Here is a 15,686-nt window from a genome sequence, read left to right as displayed (position 1 = left end):
ATTATGAAAGCGATTGTTGAAATAGAGTTTAAAGATTTGCCGGTAGAAAAAATTCAGAAAATACTTATTGAGATGCTGCATGCCTTGAAGGTTTCTGAATATATTGAAGACAGTAAATTCCAGATATTTACACCCCATGGAGTTGTTACTGAAAAGTGTATTCTTGAGGCGAATAAGGTAGTTGCCTGAAGAAGAAATCCTCTGCTGTAAGCAGAACAAAAAATGTCAATAAAAATCGTTTGCCAGAATAAAAAAGCCTACGCTGACTACAATATTGAAGAAACAATTGAAGCTGGAGTTGTTCTTACAGGAACTGAAGTAAAATCCTTAAGAGAAGGCAAAGCCAATTTAAAAGACAGCTATGTAATAATCAAGGATGGAGAAGCCTGGCTTCTTAACTGTCACATAAGTCCTTACAGCCATGGAAACATTTACAATCATGACCCTTTGAGGACGAGGAAATTACTGCTTCATAAAAAAGAGATTGAAAGACTGAGAGGCAAAACCCAGCAACAGGGCTACACGCTTATCCCTTTAAAGCTATACTTCAAAGGTCCCTATGTGAAAGTTGAGATAGCCCTTGCAAGGGGTAGAAAAAAGTATGAAAAAAGAGATATAATTAAAAAGAAAGAAGCTCAAAGAGAAATTGAGCGTGCCCTTAAAAACAAATGATCTTTAACAAGGGGGCGAAAGGACTCGACGGAGGTAGTGAGGGCTAAGCTGCATGCCGTGGTTCCTGCCACCACGTAAAACAGGTAGGGAAAACACAACTGCCAACAACGAATTGGCACTCGCTGCTTAATTAAAAGCAGCCGTCTTTCTGAGTTCTGCTCTGAGGCTCAGGAAAGGCGTCATAAATCAGAGCTACTCTTAAGCACTTAACCCGATGCTTAAGGGGAACTCTCAGGGTTGTAGGAACTGAGTTAGCCAGTGGAAGGGCAGGCTTAGTTCCGAAACTTAAAACTTCCACTAAGCATGTAGAAGCTTAGAAGTAGCACCTTCGGACGCGGGTTCGATTCCCGCCGCCTCCACCAAAAAATAGTTTATAATCAATAAGCTTTTGTAACAGTTATCAAGGCATCTGTTCAATCTTTTCGCTGTTTTCTGTAAACCATGCCATGAAGCAGAGTTCTATGGGTCTGTAGCCTGTTTTATTGGCAAGGGTTTCAACTTCTCTTATGAACTCCATGTCATCATAAACAGTCATCTTTCCTGCTTTTGTAAGTATTTCATTTATCACTTTTTTTACAACTTTATCAGGCATTACTGTGTCAATGCCACCCATCATCCTTAAATACTGATAGGTAACCAGTCCAACACCTTTAATTTTCCCGATTGGGTCATTTTTCCAGTCAGCAAGGGATGAGTTTTTTGCCCATGTTCTCAATGATTCTTTATCGTTATTGGAAAGCTCTGAAAAGTATTTTGCTATCTCCTTTACCACATTCCACGATCTTGAGTTTTTCCATATATGGAAAGCTTCTTTATAGTCAAAATGAGCAAGACAGGAAAGACTGCTAATTCTTCCTGTTTTTACAAATTCAGCTTCAAAAGCTTTAACTTTGGCAACCACAACCTGAAAGTAGTTAACTCCAACGGATGTGAATGCAGCATCAAGAATCATCAACGAAACATTTCCACTCCAGCGCTGAGAGTTTAAACAACGGTCACAAACTGTTTTTAATTCTTGCAAATCTTTTATCCGGGAACTGATTAAATTCTGTAAATACATTTCAGATTTCCTCGCAGTTTCCTCAATCTCTCTACAGATAAAAGCAATGCTCTCAATTCTCAACAAAGATGCGCTTCCTTTTAAAGAATGGGAAAATTATTCTTAAATTATCCAATACTTTCACTGTTTTAAAGGAATGTAAATTTCAAATTTTGTTCCTCTGCCAGGTTCGCTTTCAACAAAGATAAATCCATTCAACATCTGAACAATATGATATACTGTTGTCAATCCAAGCCCAGAGCCTTTCTCTCCTTTCGTTGTGAAAAAGGGCTCAAAAATTTTCTCTCTTGTCTGCTCATCCATCCCGACCCCTGTGTCTTCTACAGACAGACATATGTATTCTTTTGCAAGCTCTTTTTCGCCAGTGAGGCTTATAAATTTATCCGGTATCTGTTTTACTTTAGCCTGAATCCTTATCTCACCACCTTCAGGCATTGCATCCTGTGCATTTAAAACAAGATTTGTAATTATTTTTTCTATATCTGTTTTGTCTGCAAATACTGTAAGAGGTCTTCCTTCAAAATCCAGGATTAAATCAATGTTTTCTCTTAATGAAGCTTTGAGAAATGTAGATAGATTCTTAATCACATCTTTTAATTCTATAATCTCAGGATTTTTCCCGAATTCTCTGCCAAATCCAAGTATCTCTTTTATATTCATTGAAACAGAGTCAACTATTGAAAGAAGTTTTTCCATGTATGATTTTGCCTGCTCAGTATTTTCTGTTTGTAAAGCAAGCTGGGCAAAACCTTTTACTCCTGTAAGCATGTTTTTTATTTCATGAGCATAACTTGATGTAAGCCTTCTTACAGACTCCATCTTATGTGAAATTATAATCTGCTCTTCATATTTTCTCAGCTCTGTTATATCTGTCAGAAAAAGGGCATAGCCATTTTCCTCCTCAAGTCTTATTCCCCTTAAACGGAAATTTTTTCCACCGGATTTTATCTCTTTTAAATAGCTATTATGAATCTCATAAAGAGATATCTGCGGAAATATCTCAAAGATGTTTTTCTTTATCGCTGTTTTAAGTTGAGTATACTTCAGAAATGACTCATTACAGTAAGTGATTTCACCTGAAAATTCCAGCACCACAACTCCTACAGGAGAATGCTCAATAATATTAAATAGTTTTCTAAGCTCTATCTCAGCAGTCTTCCTGACTGTGATGTCTCTTACAATCTGAACAGCTCCAATTATGTCACAGACTTCATCCAGTAAAGGATGAGCAGACATTCTTATCCATGCACCTTTGCCATCATAAAGCTTTGGAGCAAATGTTTCTATCTCAACAGTTTCTCCTTTTATGCTTAAGTCTTCTGGATAGCTGATTTCAGGATTTAAAACATAGTCAACTGGCATTGGTCTTCTGCAACCATAAAATGGCAGTGAATACTCAAAATTGCCCTTGCCAATTATCTCAGCTTCCTTAACTCCTGTAATTTCCTCCATTACCCTGTTCCATAATAAAACTCTTCCATCTAAATCAATGGCAAAAACCCCATCTGGCAATAGCCTTATTATCCTTTTTAAGATGTTTTCTTTCACACTTTTACTCCTTTTATAGCCTCTGTAAGCTTTTTAATTACATCATTCAGATTTTCCACTTCCTTTGTTACCTCTTCTGTTGCTGTCTTTACATCCTGAGCAAGAATGCTTGAGCGCTCTGCAGAGTGTGCAACCTCATCGCTTGCTGAAGACTGCTCTTCAGTTGCTGTTGCTATCTGTGTTATTGCATCCTTTACTTTCTGAGAATGCTCGGCAATTCTCTTAAGGGATCCTTTAACCTCGCTCAATGCACTCAAAGCCTGAGAAACCTGCTCTGCTGCCTTATCCATGTTTTTTATTGATTCACGGGAATCTGCCTGAACACGGGTTATCTTCTGGGCTATCTCCTCAGTAGCTTTAATTGTTCTCTCTGCAAGCTTTCTCACCTCATCTGCCACAACAGCAAAGCCTCTTCCCTGCTCTCCTGCCCTTGCAGCCTCTATTGCTGCATTCAATGCAAGAAGATTTGTCTGGTCTGCAATGTCCTTTATCACAGTAACAATGTCTCCAATTTCTTCAACACTATTGTTTAATGAATCAATTGTTTTTTTCAACTCCATTGTTGAGTGATTTGCTGATTGCACAATATTTGAGGCTTTATCAGAAAGGCTGACTCCTTCAAATGCAAGCTTTTCAGATTCTGTTGCCAGCTCAGATGCTTGAGCAGCGTTCTTAGCAATGTCTGTTATTGTCTGACTCATCTCTTCTGCTGCAGTCGCAATTTGATGAGCCTGAGAGGTTTGTTCATTTGATTTTTCCTTAAGTGTTTCAACATTCTTATGAAGGGAGTTAACAGTTGATTGAATCACAGTGGTTGTATTAATTATGTTTTTTACAAGAGACTGCGTAAATTCTTCAACACTTCTTATTGCCCTTGCAAGAACTCCTATTTCATCTTTTCTTAATCTGTAACCTTTTCCAAATCCTATTGCTGAAAAGTCTCCCTTGGCAACCTCATCAAGCTTGCCTGCCATGTCCGGTAAGGCTTTTAATGCCCTGTTTACAAAAAACAGAAGCAGATTTATTGTTAGGGCTGATGCGATGAATATCACAGAAAAAAGATAAAAATTTCTTTTCATCAGGGAAAAGGCATTTTCCTTTGTTTTGTTAAATCTTTTTTCCTCTTCATTTATAATCTTTGAAAGAATACCATCTCTTATGTTTCTCCAGAGTTCTGTAAGGGTTTCAGATTTTCTGAAAGCTTCATCTTTTTTCCCTGTTCTGTAAGAGAAATTATCTCTTTTACCTCTTTCTGCAAATCCTGCCATTGCTTTGATAGTTTTTTAAGTTCTTCTGCATTTTCTTTGCTCAGGGTTATTGCATCATTAATGTCTTTTAAAGCTTCTTCATGGTATTTAATAGCATTCTGTTTTGATTTTTCATCCTTTGGATTTATAATCACATTCCTTACCGATGCTATCATCTGTGTTGCATCTGTTTTTATTTCCTGAAGTGAGGAAAACAGCTTAAAATCTCTTTCAATAATCTCTCTTATCGTGTTTTCAGAGCTTTTTTCTGTAAAGTAAAAGAGAACAAACAAACCAAGCAGAGTTATTACTGTTACGGCATTAACAAGATGAATAAGCCTCATAATTGTCATGATTATCCCTCCGTTATGATTTTAATTATTGAATTTATTGATTTTTTTTTGGGGGGGGGTAAAAGTATGGTTGATAAGCCCCTTGAAAAAGCCGAGAAAAAATTTGATTGTATAAAGTAAAACACAAACATTGTAAAAAATCCTTTAATGAAGAGATTCTTCGCCTGCCTTGGCAGGCTCAGAATGACAGCATATCTGGCATTAATGCCTTCTGTCATTCTGAGGGATCTCAATGACCCCGAAGAATCTCTCTAATTATTTTTACTTCTTTCTTACAACTATTACTGGTCTTGCTGAGGTTCCAATAACTCTCTCTGTTACGCTTCCCATGAAGAACTTCTCTATCCCTGTCCTTCCATATGTCCCCATTACTATTAAGCCAACAGCATTTTTATTCGCCACATCAACTATCTGCTCAAAGGGCTCTCCCTTTGCAACAACAGTCTGAATCTTAACTCCTTCACGCTCAGCTGCCTCTTTTACCATCTTCACAGATTCCTCTGCGTATGGTATGTTCTCATCCTTTTTAGCAACAGAAACAGCAATCAACTCACTGTTAAACCTTTTTGCTATTCCTATTGCCTCTGATGCTGCGATCTGACTGTAAACTGAGCCATCTGTTGCGATAAGTATTTTATCAAAATTAAGTGTAGCACCGACCGGGACAACTAAAACCTTACATGGAGCATTACCAATTACTTTTTTACCTACCGCGCCGAGCATTACTCCTTTTTTACCAAGTATTATTAAGTCAACGCTGTTTTTTATTGCTTCATCAACTATGTATTTGTAAGGCTCTGGTCCTGTATAGCTTATTGTTTCGCATTTTACACCTACTTTATCTGCCACTGCCTTAACATCATTAAGAGCCTGCTTTGCTCTTTTTTCTATTGCATCTATCAGTTGTGGAAGCGTCTCCACAAACTCTGCTGCAAAAATTGGCACTTCAGCAACGCATATGGCATAAACTGTGCTTCCACAGGGCTTTGCAAGCTCAACTGCTGCCTGTGCTGCAAACTTTGCTGCCTCTGAGCCATCTGTTGCGATAAGTATTTTATCTACCTTTGTTAATGGACATGCACCGATTGCCATCTTATACCTCCTTCTTTACTTTTGCTTTTTTTGTTGAAAGCCCTAAGCCTTCAAACAGGTAGAGAACTCCAAATCCATACCAGATAGTATACAATATATAAAAGGCTAAGAGAGCTGTTGCTATACCTGCTTTCTCTGAAATCTTAACAGCCTGAATTCCGTAAAAATTATATGCAGGCTCAATAGCTGCTGTCATAACCTTTTTAACAAAGGTGGCATCTTCAACCTTTTTCTGAAGTGTAAGCTTCTTATCTATAAGACTGAAGGCATTGTGCCACTGTCTGAACATCTGTTTCATTTTTTCATCATCGGTGACTTCATATTTTCTCTTAATGTAATCACCATTGTTATGATACATCTGGTCAGCATCTTCAATAGCTGCAGCCATGATGGCTCCAAAATCCCCTGTTATGCGAACTTTCGAACCCTGAACCTCAGCCTTTGCTCCATTCACTGTGAAGACTTTTGCAATTCTTTCAGCCCTCTTCTCTGCATCACCTGGTTTGTCAGTGGGCTTCTTTACGTCAATTACCATATCCAAAAGTTTACCTCTGTATTTTTCCACATCCTTCTTCAGTTTTGGAATCTGATAGCATGAACCCTTTGCAAGCTTGTTAAAAAGGTCGTCACTGTATTCAAGTCCATTCATTCCTCCAGGGTATATTGGTGAAAAGATTAGTATCAATACACCTACAAAGCTTGCAAGTAAAATCAATCCCCATGCTAAATGTTTCTTCTGTGCATTAGCCATATTAAACCTCCTCTCTAAAGGCTTTTAAATTCTTAAAGAAGCTTCCCAATACCCATACTGCAAATCCACCAATTGCTACCCAGAATACAATGTTTCCTATGAGAATTAATATATCGCAGGCTTCCTTTGAAATTGCCCATATTTCAAGGCTTCTGAGTTTGTCAGGAACAACACTTGCTCTGTTTGCAAATCCTGCTAAGATTGTCAATACCCAGAATCCTCTTATTACCATACCAGGAACAACTTTTGTTGTAAGTGCTCCAATCTGAATTCCAACAAGTGAGCCAAGAAGTAGTCCCATTGCAAGTGTGTAAAATACATAACCGTAAATAGCATACTGAGTTATTGAGGAATAACCAGCAGTAAATATTATCTGGAATATATCAGTTCCAACGGTTGTTGGAGTTGATACACCAAGAACATAGACAAAAAGAGGAAATGTCACAAAGCCACCACCAACTCCCATGACTGCTGCAAGAATTCCTACGACGAAACCGCACACTGTAACAAAAAGCCATGATATTCTTCTTCCACCAAAGTCTTCGTCAAAGTAAATCATAGGAGGAATTTTAACCTTCTGAATATTAATTGCAAGCTGTGTTGTTGTTAGAGGTCCTCCATGGGCTCCGGCTTCAGCAGTCACTCCTTTCTTTCTTGCCCTGCTTAGCTTTATATAGTCTCTTAATCCATAAAAACCGAGGAAACCAAGTATTACAGCATAAACGATGCTTATAAATGCCTCACTTGCCACTGGATTCCAGTTATAGATATATCTCTGTATGTAACCACCTGTTGTAGCACCTAAAACTGAACCAATAACAAAGGCAACTGCAAGACCTACGCATACATTACCGAGTTTTCTGTGAATGACTGTGCCCATAATTGCCTTTGCAAAGATGTGAAACTGGTCTGTTCCTACTGCAAGAATTCCCTTAACACCTGCTGCCATAAGTGCAGGTGCGATGATAAATCCTCCACCTGCACCAATACATCCTGTAATTAATCCTGCTGCCATTCCAACTGCCATGGATGCAATGAAAACGGTTGTTGTGTAATAGGATGGTGCATAGGCAGATTTGCCTCCTAAAATGTCTGCTGCACCAAGAAAAGATACAAGAAGTATCGGAGAGATAAAAGCAATCAAAATGAGCAACCTCTTTTTGTTTCTGAGGATGTTATCGGACATCTGCTTTTCCCAGCGGGCTTGGTATATCGCACCCGCCATCATAAGTTCGTAAATTTTCCTTAACTTATTCATTCCACAGCCTCCTCCTTTTAAGATTTTTGGTTTTTAATAAAAAAATCATTTCTTAAACAAAACACTTTAAAATCTTTCTTTTTTCACCTCCCTTCTTTTTTTGTTTTTCCTTCTCACAGAGTCTGTCAAACTCCTTTGGCTTTGAAAAAGTTATTAACACAAGCAAATCTTTTACCTTTTTCCAGACCTTTTTCATTAATAATCATTAATGCAATACAGATGCCAGATAGAAAACAAAGAATGGCAAAGCTTTTAAATGGATAGAAACATCGTATTGCAACATATTGTTGCATTTTGTTGTCTATTGAAAAGTTTTTAGTTTAAATTTAAGATGTTCATTGCAACAAAATGTTGCAATGAAAAATTATGTAGCAATTTTAAACTGTTTCAGTTTTCTCTGAAGCTGCTGGCGATGAATTCCGAGAAGTTCAGCTGCCTTTGAAATATTGCCTCTGCTTTTTTGCAAAGCAGACCATATGAGCTCTTTTTCAAAATTTTCAACAGCTTCTCTAAGGCTACCAGGGGAGATTTTTTTAGAATGGGAAGTTTTTATTAAGTAAGAAGGCAGGTCCTTAACTGTTATTTCCGTTGAGTTTGTAAAGGCAATTGCCCTTTCTATAATATTTTCAAGTTCACGGACATTTCCGGGAAAGGAATAGTTCATTAATGTGTCAAGGGCTTCCTCTGTAATTCCTTTAATATGAATATCCTTTCTCTTGGATGAATGCTTTTTAATAAAAAATTCTGTAAGCGAGGGAATGTCCTCTTTTCTTTCTCTTAATGGAGGAAGTTCTATGTGAATTACATTAAGCCTATAAAACAGGTCTTCTCTGAAACCACCCTCTTTGCATGCTTTTGTTAAGTCTTTATTTGTGGCTGCGATGAATCTTACATCCACCCTGATTGGTTGAGCTCCACCAATTTTTATAAACTCTCCTTCCTGAATAACCCTTAAGATCTTCGTCTGAAAGAGAGGAGAAACATCACCAATTTCATCAAAAAACAATGTGCCATTGTGAGCCCATTCAATAAGTCCCTTTTTTGTATAGTTTGCTCCCGTGAAAGAGCCTTTTTCAAAGCCAAAAAGTTCAGATTCAAGCAATGTATCAGGAATTGCTGAACAGTTTATCACAATAAATGCGTTGTCTTTTCTTTCACTCATATTGTGAATTGCCCTTGCCACAAGCTCTTTACCCGTGCCTGACTCTCCTGTAATAAGGACATTGCTATCTGTAAGGGCTGCCTTTCTGATACCACAGTAAACATCTTCCATTTTTCTGCTTATTCCAATTAATCCTGGTACTTCAACCTGGGGTTTATCTTTAAATTTTTGAAACACTTCAGAAACAGCTTCATTTTTCAAAGGCTTCTGTAAAAAATCAGTAGCACCAAGCTTCATTGCCTCAACAGCTTTTTCAATATCTGGCTTGCCAAAAGCAATTACAGGCATGTATTGTTTAAGCTCCATAAGTCTTTTTTGCCATCCCTCTGAATCAATATCAAGAAAGGCAATGTCATAAATGGAAAGATTGGTTGATAGAGAAGCTTTTGTTTTAATAGATTTTTTTAATGTAATCCCTATTGAATCAAAAATCCTGTAAAGTTTTTCTGCTTCTTCAGAAATAACAAGAACACTGAAGGACCTTAAAAAAACCATGAACTAAAATAGAATATTTAATGCAGGGTTGTCAATACTGTATAATAATTAAATGAACTCCATGAAAATCTCACAGGAACAGTTCACTCCTCTTATGAAACAATACTTCAGAATAAAACAGCAGTATAAAGATACTATAGTTTTTTTTAGACTTGGCGATTTCTATGAAATGTTTGGAGAGGATGCTAAAATTGCATCAAATATTTTGGGATTAACACTTACATCAAGAGATAAATCAAAAGAATCTTTCCCAATGTGTGGAATTCCTTATTTTGCCGCGGATTCTTATATTGAAAAACTACTTCGTGAAGGTTATAAAGTAGCTATTTGCGAACAGACTGGAGATCCAAAAACAGCAAAAGGAATAGTGGAGAGAGAAGTTGTAAAAGTCTTAACTCCAGGGACATATCTTCCAGAAGGAATCAAAGAAAATGTTTACATAATGGCAGCGTGTCCGCAAAAAATATCCTATGAACAGGGGAAAAAGGGAATTGCCTTGGCAGATATCTCTACAGCTGAGTTCATTGTTTATGAAACTGAGAAAAATCTTTTTGATGAAATTGAAAGATTTGAACCAAAAGAAATAATAGTTCCAAAGTCTCTTGAAGACCTCTTAAAATTTGAAAACTTAATCAATCAAAAAATCTTTACTTTCATTGATGACTGGAAATTTGACTACATGCTTGCTTATAGAACCCTTGTTGAACACTTCAGAATAGCCTCTCTCAAAAGTTTTGGAATAGAGGAGTTTCATCCTGCAGTGCAAGCAGCAGGAGCACTCTTGAAATACCTTGAAGAAAATAAACAGCAAACCCAGTTTAAGCAATTAAAGGTTTTGAATCTCTCAGAATTTATTCTTCTTGATGGTTCAACTAAAAAAAATCTTGAGATTTTATCATCCCTTGATGGGGATAAAGAAGGCTCACTTTTGTGGATTTTAGACGAAACAAATACTCCAATGGGAACCCGTCTCTTAAGAAATGCTCTTTCCTGTCCGCTTTTAAACAAAGCTGAAATAGAAAAAAGACTTGACGGAGTAGAGGCATTTTTTAAAGATTACGCTTTAAGAGAAAACATTGACAAAATCTTAAAAGACTTTCCAGATATTGAAAGACTTGGATTGAAGATTAAAAGGGATAACATAAATCCAAGAGAACTCAAAGCATTGAAAGATGCATTGCATAGGATTCCAGAACTTAAAAAAACGCTTTCAATAAATGATTCACCAGTTATTCAGGACTTATCAAACCGCCTTTATGAACTCAATGAGCTCGTATCATTGATAGAGAATGCTCTCATAGATAACCCTCCAAACACAGTAAATGAAGGGGGAATTTTCAGAGATGGCTATAATTCAGTTATAGATGAGCTGAGAGTATTAAAAAATCAAAGCAAAAACTATATTTTAAACATGGAAGCTGAAGAAAGAATGAAAACTGGAATTAATTCTCTTAAAATTGGCTACAACAGAGTTTTTGGTTATTACATTGAAGTAACAAAGCCGAATTTAAAGCTCGTTCCTCCGCACTACATAAGAAAACAAACCCTTTCAAATGCTGAGAGATTTGAAACAAAAGAGCTTAAAGAACTTGAACAAAAAATACTCAGTGCAGAGGAAAAGCTTAAAACTCTTGAAGAAGAATTATTTAGAGAATTAATTAAAAGAGTTTCTCAACACACAGAGCAGATATTTAAAAACGCAGAAGTAATCGGATACATTGATTTTCTTTGCTGTCTTGCAAAAGTTGCATCAAAATACAGATATACAAGACCTGAAATCACAGAAGATAAAGTAATAGAGATTGTAGAGGGAAGACATCCTGTAATTGAAAGACTTATCCAGCTCGGGAAATTACCCGAGCAGAGATTTATTCCCAATGACTTATCCATTGGCTCAGAAGACCAGAGAATTATCATTCTTACAGGACCAAATATGGCTGGAAAATCTACATACATGAGACAGAATGCTTTAATTGTTCTTATGGCACAGATTGGCTCTTTTGTTCCTGCAAGGCAGGCAAAAATCGGAATTGTTGATAGAATCTTTACCCGCATAGGTGCTTCTGACTATCTCGGTAAAGGGCAGAGCACATTCATGGTTGAGATGATAGAGGTAGCTAACATTCTTAATAATGCAACAGAAAAAAGTTTTATAATACTTGATGAGGTTGGAAGAGGAACAAGCACTTTTGATGGAATAAGCATTGCCTGGGCAGTTGTTGAGTATATTGCAGAGAAAATCAAGGCAAGAACTATTTTTGCCACTCATTATCATGAATTAACAGACCTTGCCTTCAGCTTTGATTGTATAAAAAATTACACTGTAGTGGTTAAAGAATGGGGCGATGAGATAATATTTTTGAGAAAGATACAGAAAGGTGGAGCTGACAAAAGCTATGGAATTCAGGTTGCCCGTCTTGCAGGGCTTCCACAGGAGGTTGTCTTGAGGGCAAAGGATATATTAAAAAAACTTGAGAAAAAAGAATTCCAGACCTTTCGCCCAAAGGCAAAGCAGCTTGATTTATTTTTTCAGGGAGACCCTATCGTTGCCGAGATAGCAAAAATTGATATAGAAAATATCACACCCGAGAAAGCATTAAAAAAACTTAAAGAGCTTAAGGAGATGCTGAAAAATGATTAAAGTAGGACTTACAGGAAACTTTGGAATGGGTAAAAGCACTGTGGCTGAAATCTTCCGAAGTCTTGGTGCTTATGTGATAAGTACTGATAAAATCGTTGAGGAACTCTTAAATGAAGCTTCAGTAATAAACGAAATTAAAAGACTTTTTGGACAGGATGTTGTTTCAGGGGGAAAACTCAACAAAAAATATATAGCTCAGATAGTTTTTGACAACCCCCTTATGAGAATATATCTTGAGAATATTCTTCATCCAAAGGTATTTGAAAAGATTGATGAAATAATAAAAAAAATTCCTGAAAGAGGAGAACCTAAAATTGTAGTTATTGAAGCACCTGTTATTTTTGAAAGAGGCTATCAGAACAGATTCGATGTAATTATTACTGTTTGGACTCCTGATGAAATAGCAATACAAAGGCTTCAGAAAAAAGGAATTTCAAAGCAGGAGGCAATTAAGAGACTCAGAGCACAGTTTCCAATTGAGATGAAAAAATCAAAATCAGATTATATAATAGATAATTCAGGGAGTGTGGAAAAAACAAAAGCTCAGGTGGAAGAGATATTTCAAAAATTAACAGCACTGGAGCACAGATATGCAGGTAATTAGAAAAATTGAAAAACTTGATTATCCAAACCCTGTCATAACAATAGGAAACTTTGACGGAGTTCACATCGGGCATCAGAAAATTTTTTATTTTGTAAAGAGAAAGGCAACCGAGATTAACGGAACCTCAGTGGTCATAACTTTTAACCCCCATCCAATTAAAGTTCTCTATAAAGAGCATCCCCTTAAACTGATTACAACCAATGAAGACAAAATAAAGCTAATTGAAAAATGTGGGATAGATTTAACAATTTCTATACCTTTTACTTATGAGTTTGCTCAGATAGAGGCAGAGGATTTTGTAAAAGACATTCTTGTTGAAAAATTCAATGCAAAATGGATTGTCGTAGGATATGATTACAGATTTGGCAGAGCAAGAAAAGGAGATAGAGAACTACTTAAAAAACTTGGTGAAATTTATGGATTTAAAGTTACTGTGCTTAAAGCCTATAAAAAAGGAGGAAAAATTTTAAGCAGCACAGCTGTAAGAAATGCTCTTTTTGAAGGCAACATTAAAGAAGCAAATCAGTTTCTTGGAAGAGCCTATCATGTGGATGGTAAAGTAATAAAAGGTATGTCAAGAGGCTCTTCAATTCTTGGATATCCTACTGCAAACTTTGTTCCTGAGCAGGAGATTATTCCAAAACAGGGAGTATATGCAGTTAAAGTCACAATACCTGGGTTAAAAACCTGTAATGGAGTGGCAAACATTGGTAAAAATCCAACTTTTGGCAATATAAATATGAGTTATGAGGTTCACATCCTTGATTTTAAAGAAAATCTGCTTGGCAGGACCATAAGGGTTCACTTTATTGAAAGAATTCGGGATGAAAGAAAATTTAATTCACCCGAAGAACTAAGGGAAAATATTGCCAGGGATATTGAAAAGGCGAAAAAAATTTTTAAAAAAGACAGAACGAAGTTGTTTTTAGATTTTTAAATTTACAGGGTCAACTTCAACTTTAAAAGAAATGCCTTTAAAAAATTTTAATTTTTGAGCAGCTTTATTGAAGTCATCTATAAGCCTTTTTTTATCTTTTGCTCTCAGAATAAAAACAAATTCACCATTTTCATTTTTCGTAGGTCCCATAATTTCTCCGGTTACATGACTTTTTAGAAAATCCTTAATCTCATTTAATACAGACTCGGAAGCAGACTCTTTTATTTTTATTATCAACTTTATAAGCCTTGAAAATGGAGGGAAAGCCGCTTCCTGCCTGTGTTTTAACTCATAAAGGTAAAAATCTTTAAAATTGTATGAGCGAATAAATTTAAAAAATTCATTTGAAGGATTTCTTGTCTGAATGAATAAGTCTCCATCTTCTCTGATCAGCTGGCTTAGAGATAAAACTTTTGCAAAAGCTCTTTCAAGAGTCCTGTAATCAGGAATAAAAAGAAAAAAATCAAAATCCACAACAACAACTCCCTTAAAAACAGGAAGATGTCCTTTTTTTACTTTTCCTGTCTCAGCTACCCAGACTCCATGATACTCTTCAGTCTCAAGTTCCATTTCTTTAATCTCACTCTGCCTGCCTAAAAAAATATTTTTAAGCTCATCTTTAATTCTTTCAACACCAACTCCGACTGGATGTATATCAACTCCAGAACAATAAAGACACTGTTGCGGAGCTTTCATAACAAACCCGCATCTAAAACACTCAACTGTTTTGGTGGATTTGTGAAAAGTCATGCTAAGCCCGCATTTTTCACATTTAATCACTTCTCCACATTCTGAACAACGAAGAAGACTGTAGCCACTCCTTGGACAGGTAACAAGAATTCCCTCTTTATAATTAAGTTTCATATAAAGCAATGTTTCCGGATGAAAAATGCTTTGATATGGCTGCCTTAAAACTTTTATCTGAGGATGTTTCACTCTATTGAAATCCTCTATAAATTCGTACTTCCCTCTAAGTGCATTGTAGTAAGAAGTTGTGGATGGCATAAAATCTGTAAGCACTACAGGACATCCTTCAATAAATCCTCTCATTATAGCGCAGTCTCTTGCATGATATCTTGGAGATTGTTCTTCTTTGTAAAGCCAGTGGGATTCCTGTGATACCATAATCAATGAAAGTTTTTTTACAGGGGCAAATATGGCAAATCTTGTTCCCACGATAATTTTTGCTCTGTTTTCAATTATTTCTTTTATTGAAAACAAAATCTCTGAGCGAGACATTTCACTGTGAAGGAGGACAACTCTGCAGTCCAATTCCTTTAAAGTGCTGTAAAGTCTCTGGGCATCTTTTTTTTCAGGCAGCATTAAAAGAATTGCTCCGTCTACGGATAAAAGTTTTTTAACCGTTTCAACCATTAACTTCATCTCATAGAAAAAATCAGGACAGTGAACGAGAAATGCTTTATAATTCCCCATATTCGTGCTATAAACGATCTTTGAAAGAGTTTCATCATTTAAAAAATAATGCTCTAAATGAAAAGAAGTTAACTCAGTATGATGCCTTGATACTTTTTTATTTTTTATTCCTTTAAGCAATCTCATAATCTCTTCAAAAAAAGTAGCCCTTAAAACTGAGCCTATCTCAGAAACATAATAGTAACTCATCCAGTAAAGAAAATCTATGAATTTTTCTTCATAAGCTCTACCAATAATTGCCTGAATTCTCTTTATTTGCATTATTTCTTCAGGTTTATCAGTGCCTTTTATAACAATGCCTTCAACAGTTCTATTTTTAAGTGGAACTTTAACAGCAAATCCCTTTAGATCTACATCTTTATCATATTGATAGGTAAGTGTTTTTAGTTTAAAGGGAATTGATACATCAAAATAAGGCATGAACTAATTATA

The 15,686-nt window shown here is 36.2% G+C and carries 15 protein-coding genes and 1 other RNA gene; 6 read left to right on the top strand and 10 right to left on the bottom strand.

Translation table 11 applies throughout. The features are described from left to right. The first annotated feature begins 3 nt into the window (after window positions 1–3). The 3 genes from V4D30_RS02130 to ssrA all read left to right on the top strand — a co-directional run bounded on the left by V4D30_RS02130 (window position 4) and on the right by ssrA (window position 1,034). Window positions 4–189, top strand: a complete 186-nt coding sequence (locus V4D30_RS02130) for a hypothetical protein (RefSeq protein ID WP_353684607.1) — start codon at window positions 4–6, stop codon at window positions 187–189. Window positions 190–222: 33 nt separating this feature from the next. Beyond that, window positions 223–672, top strand: coding sequence for an SsrA-binding protein SmpB (gene smpB, locus V4D30_RS02125; RefSeq protein WP_353684606.1), 450 nt, complete (start codon window positions 223–225; stop codon window positions 670–672). A 10-nt stretch (window positions 673–682) separates the two neighbouring features. After that, window positions 683–1,034, top strand: a transfer-messenger RNA (tmRNA) gene (ssrA, locus tag V4D30_RS02120). 38 nt (window positions 1,035–1,072) lie between these two features. On the opposite strand, the gene V4D30_RS02115 is transcribed toward ssrA, so the two are convergent. The 9 genes from V4D30_RS02115 to V4D30_RS02075 all read right to left on the bottom strand — a co-directional run bounded on the left by V4D30_RS02115 (window position 1,073) and on the right by V4D30_RS02075 (window position 9,638). Beyond that, on the bottom strand, window positions 1,073–1,798 hold the full coding sequence (locus V4D30_RS02115; protein ID WP_353684605.1) for a hypothetical protein: 726 nt from the start codon (window positions 1,796–1,798) through the stop codon (window positions 1,073–1,075). A gap of 54 nt (window positions 1,799–1,852) precedes the next feature. Continuing rightward, a complete protein-coding gene (locus tag V4D30_RS02110) occupies window positions 1,853–3,280 on the bottom strand; it encodes an ATP-binding protein (protein ID WP_353684604.1) in 1,428 nt (475 codons plus the stop codon). Then, a complete protein-coding gene (locus tag V4D30_RS02105) occupies window positions 3,277–4,548 on the bottom strand; it encodes a methyl-accepting chemotaxis protein (protein WP_353684603.1) in 1,272 nt (423 codons plus the stop codon). The genes V4D30_RS02110 and V4D30_RS02105 overlap by 4 nt, the downstream gene beginning before the upstream one ends. Then, entirely contained in the window at window positions 4,437–4,880 is a 444-nt protein-coding gene (locus tag V4D30_RS02100) for an MCP four helix bundle domain-containing protein (protein WP_353684602.1), read from the bottom strand. The genes V4D30_RS02105 and V4D30_RS02100 overlap by 112 nt, the downstream gene beginning before the upstream one ends. Before the next feature lie 261 nt (window positions 4,881–5,141). Continuing rightward, window positions 5,142–5,972 (bottom strand): universal stress protein, encoded by an 831-nt coding sequence (locus V4D30_RS02095; protein WP_353684601.1) that lies wholly within the window; start codon window positions 5,970–5,972, stop codon window positions 5,142–5,144. 1 nt (window position 5,973) lies between these two features. Further along, on the bottom strand, window positions 5,974–6,723 hold the full coding sequence (locus V4D30_RS02090; RefSeq protein WP_353684600.1) for a hypothetical protein: 750 nt from the start codon (window positions 6,721–6,723) through the stop codon (window positions 5,974–5,976). A 1-nt stretch (window position 6,724) separates the two neighbouring features. After that, window positions 6,725–7,981, bottom strand: coding sequence for a sulfite exporter TauE/SafE family protein (locus tag V4D30_RS02085; protein WP_353684599.1), 1,257 nt, complete (start codon window positions 7,979–7,981; stop codon window positions 6,725–6,727). A gap of 52 nt (window positions 7,982–8,033) precedes the next feature. Further along, window positions 8,034–8,177, bottom strand: coding sequence for a hypothetical protein (locus tag V4D30_RS02080; RefSeq protein WP_353684598.1), 144 nt, complete (start codon window positions 8,175–8,177; stop codon window positions 8,034–8,036). Between the two features lie 168 nt (window positions 8,178–8,345). After that, window positions 8,346–9,638 (bottom strand): sigma-54 dependent transcriptional regulator, encoded by a 1,293-nt coding sequence (locus V4D30_RS02075; protein WP_353684597.1) that lies wholly within the window; start codon window positions 9,636–9,638, stop codon window positions 8,346–8,348. A gap of 52 nt (window positions 9,639–9,690) precedes the next feature. Here V4D30_RS02075 and mutS point away from each other — a divergent pair, with 52 nt between their 5' ends. The 3 genes from mutS to V4D30_RS02060 are packed head-to-tail and all read left to right on the top strand — an operon-like array spanning window position 9,691 to window position 13,820. Beyond that, the gene (mutS, locus tag V4D30_RS02070) at window positions 9,691–12,279 is read left to right on the top strand and encodes a DNA mismatch repair protein MutS (protein ID WP_353684596.1); all 2,589 of its coding nucleotides are present in this window, start codon (window positions 9,691–9,693) and stop codon (window positions 12,277–12,279) included. Beyond that, entirely contained in the window at window positions 12,272–12,883 is a 612-nt protein-coding gene (gene coaE / locus V4D30_RS02065; protein ID WP_353684595.1) for a dephospho-CoA kinase, read from the top strand. Before mutS ends, coaE begins: the two co-directional genes overlap by 8 nt. Further along, a complete protein-coding gene (locus V4D30_RS02060; protein WP_353684594.1) occupies window positions 12,870–13,820 on the top strand; it encodes a bifunctional riboflavin kinase/FAD synthetase in 951 nt (316 codons plus the stop codon). Before coaE ends, V4D30_RS02060 begins: the two co-directional genes overlap by 14 nt. Here V4D30_RS02060 and V4D30_RS02055 read toward each other — a convergent pair. Beyond that, entirely contained in the window at window positions 13,809–15,674 is a 1,866-nt protein-coding gene (locus V4D30_RS02055) for a hypothetical protein (RefSeq protein ID WP_353684593.1), read from the bottom strand. The two genes, V4D30_RS02060 and V4D30_RS02055, sit on opposite strands and share 12 nt — an antisense overlap. Window positions 15,675–15,686: the final 12 nt, after the last annotated feature.

The sequence above is a fragment of the Thermodesulfovibrio sp. 3907-1M genome (genome assembly GCF_040450955.1).
GTDB classification, from domain to species: domain Bacteria; phylum Nitrospirota; class Thermodesulfovibrionia; order Thermodesulfovibrionales; family Thermodesulfovibrionaceae; genus Thermodesulfovibrio; species Thermodesulfovibrio autotrophicus.
The sequence above is the reverse complement of the archived record's forward strand: the minus strand, read 5'-3'. Positions and strand labels throughout refer to the sequence as shown.

Excerpts from the sequence above, each read along its gene's own strand:
- V4D30_RS02130 (WP_353684607.1), top strand. The coding sequence starts at position 4 with ATGAAAGCGATTGTTGAAATAGAGTTTAAAGATTTGCCGGTAGAAAAA.
- V4D30_RS02085 (WP_353684599.1), bottom strand. The coding sequence starts at position 7,981 with ATGAATAAGTTAAGGAAAATTTACGAACTTATGATGGCGGGTGCGATA.
- V4D30_RS02105 (WP_353684603.1), bottom strand. The coding sequence starts at position 4,548 with ATGGCAGGATTTGCAGAAAGAGGTAAAAGAGATAATTTCTCTTACAGA.
- V4D30_RS02055 (WP_353684593.1), bottom strand. The coding sequence starts at position 15,674 with ATGCCTTATTTTGATGTATCAATTCCCTTTAAACTAAAAACACTTACC.
- coaE (WP_353684595.1), top strand. The coding sequence starts at position 12,272 with ATGATTAAAGTAGGACTTACAGGAAACTTTGGAATGGGTAAAAGCACT.
- V4D30_RS02100 (WP_353684602.1), bottom strand. The coding sequence starts at position 4,880 with ATGACAATTATGAGGCTTATTCATCTTGTTAATGCCGTAACAGTAATA.
- V4D30_RS02095 (WP_353684601.1), bottom strand. The coding sequence starts at position 5,972 with ATGGCAATCGGTGCATGTCCATTAACAAAGGTAGATAAAATACTTATC.
- V4D30_RS02060 (WP_353684594.1), top strand. The coding sequence starts at position 12,870 with ATGCAGGTAATTAGAAAAATTGAAAAACTTGATTATCCAAACCCTGTC.
- V4D30_RS02080 (WP_353684598.1), bottom strand. The coding sequence starts at position 8,177 with ATGAAAAAGGTCTGGAAAAAGGTAAAAGATTTGCTTGTGTTAATAACT.
- V4D30_RS02075 (WP_353684597.1), bottom strand. The coding sequence starts at position 9,638 with ATGGTTTTTTTAAGGTCCTTCAGTGTTCTTGTTATTTCTGAAGAAGCA.
- V4D30_RS02090 (WP_353684600.1), bottom strand. The coding sequence starts at position 6,723 with ATGGCTAATGCACAGAAGAAACATTTAGCATGGGGATTGATTTTACTT.
- mutS (WP_353684596.1), top strand. The coding sequence starts at position 9,691 with ATGAACTCCATGAAAATCTCACAGGAACAGTTCACTCCTCTTATGAAA.
- smpB (WP_353684606.1), top strand. The coding sequence starts at position 223 with ATGTCAATAAAAATCGTTTGCCAGAATAAAAAAGCCTACGCTGACTAC.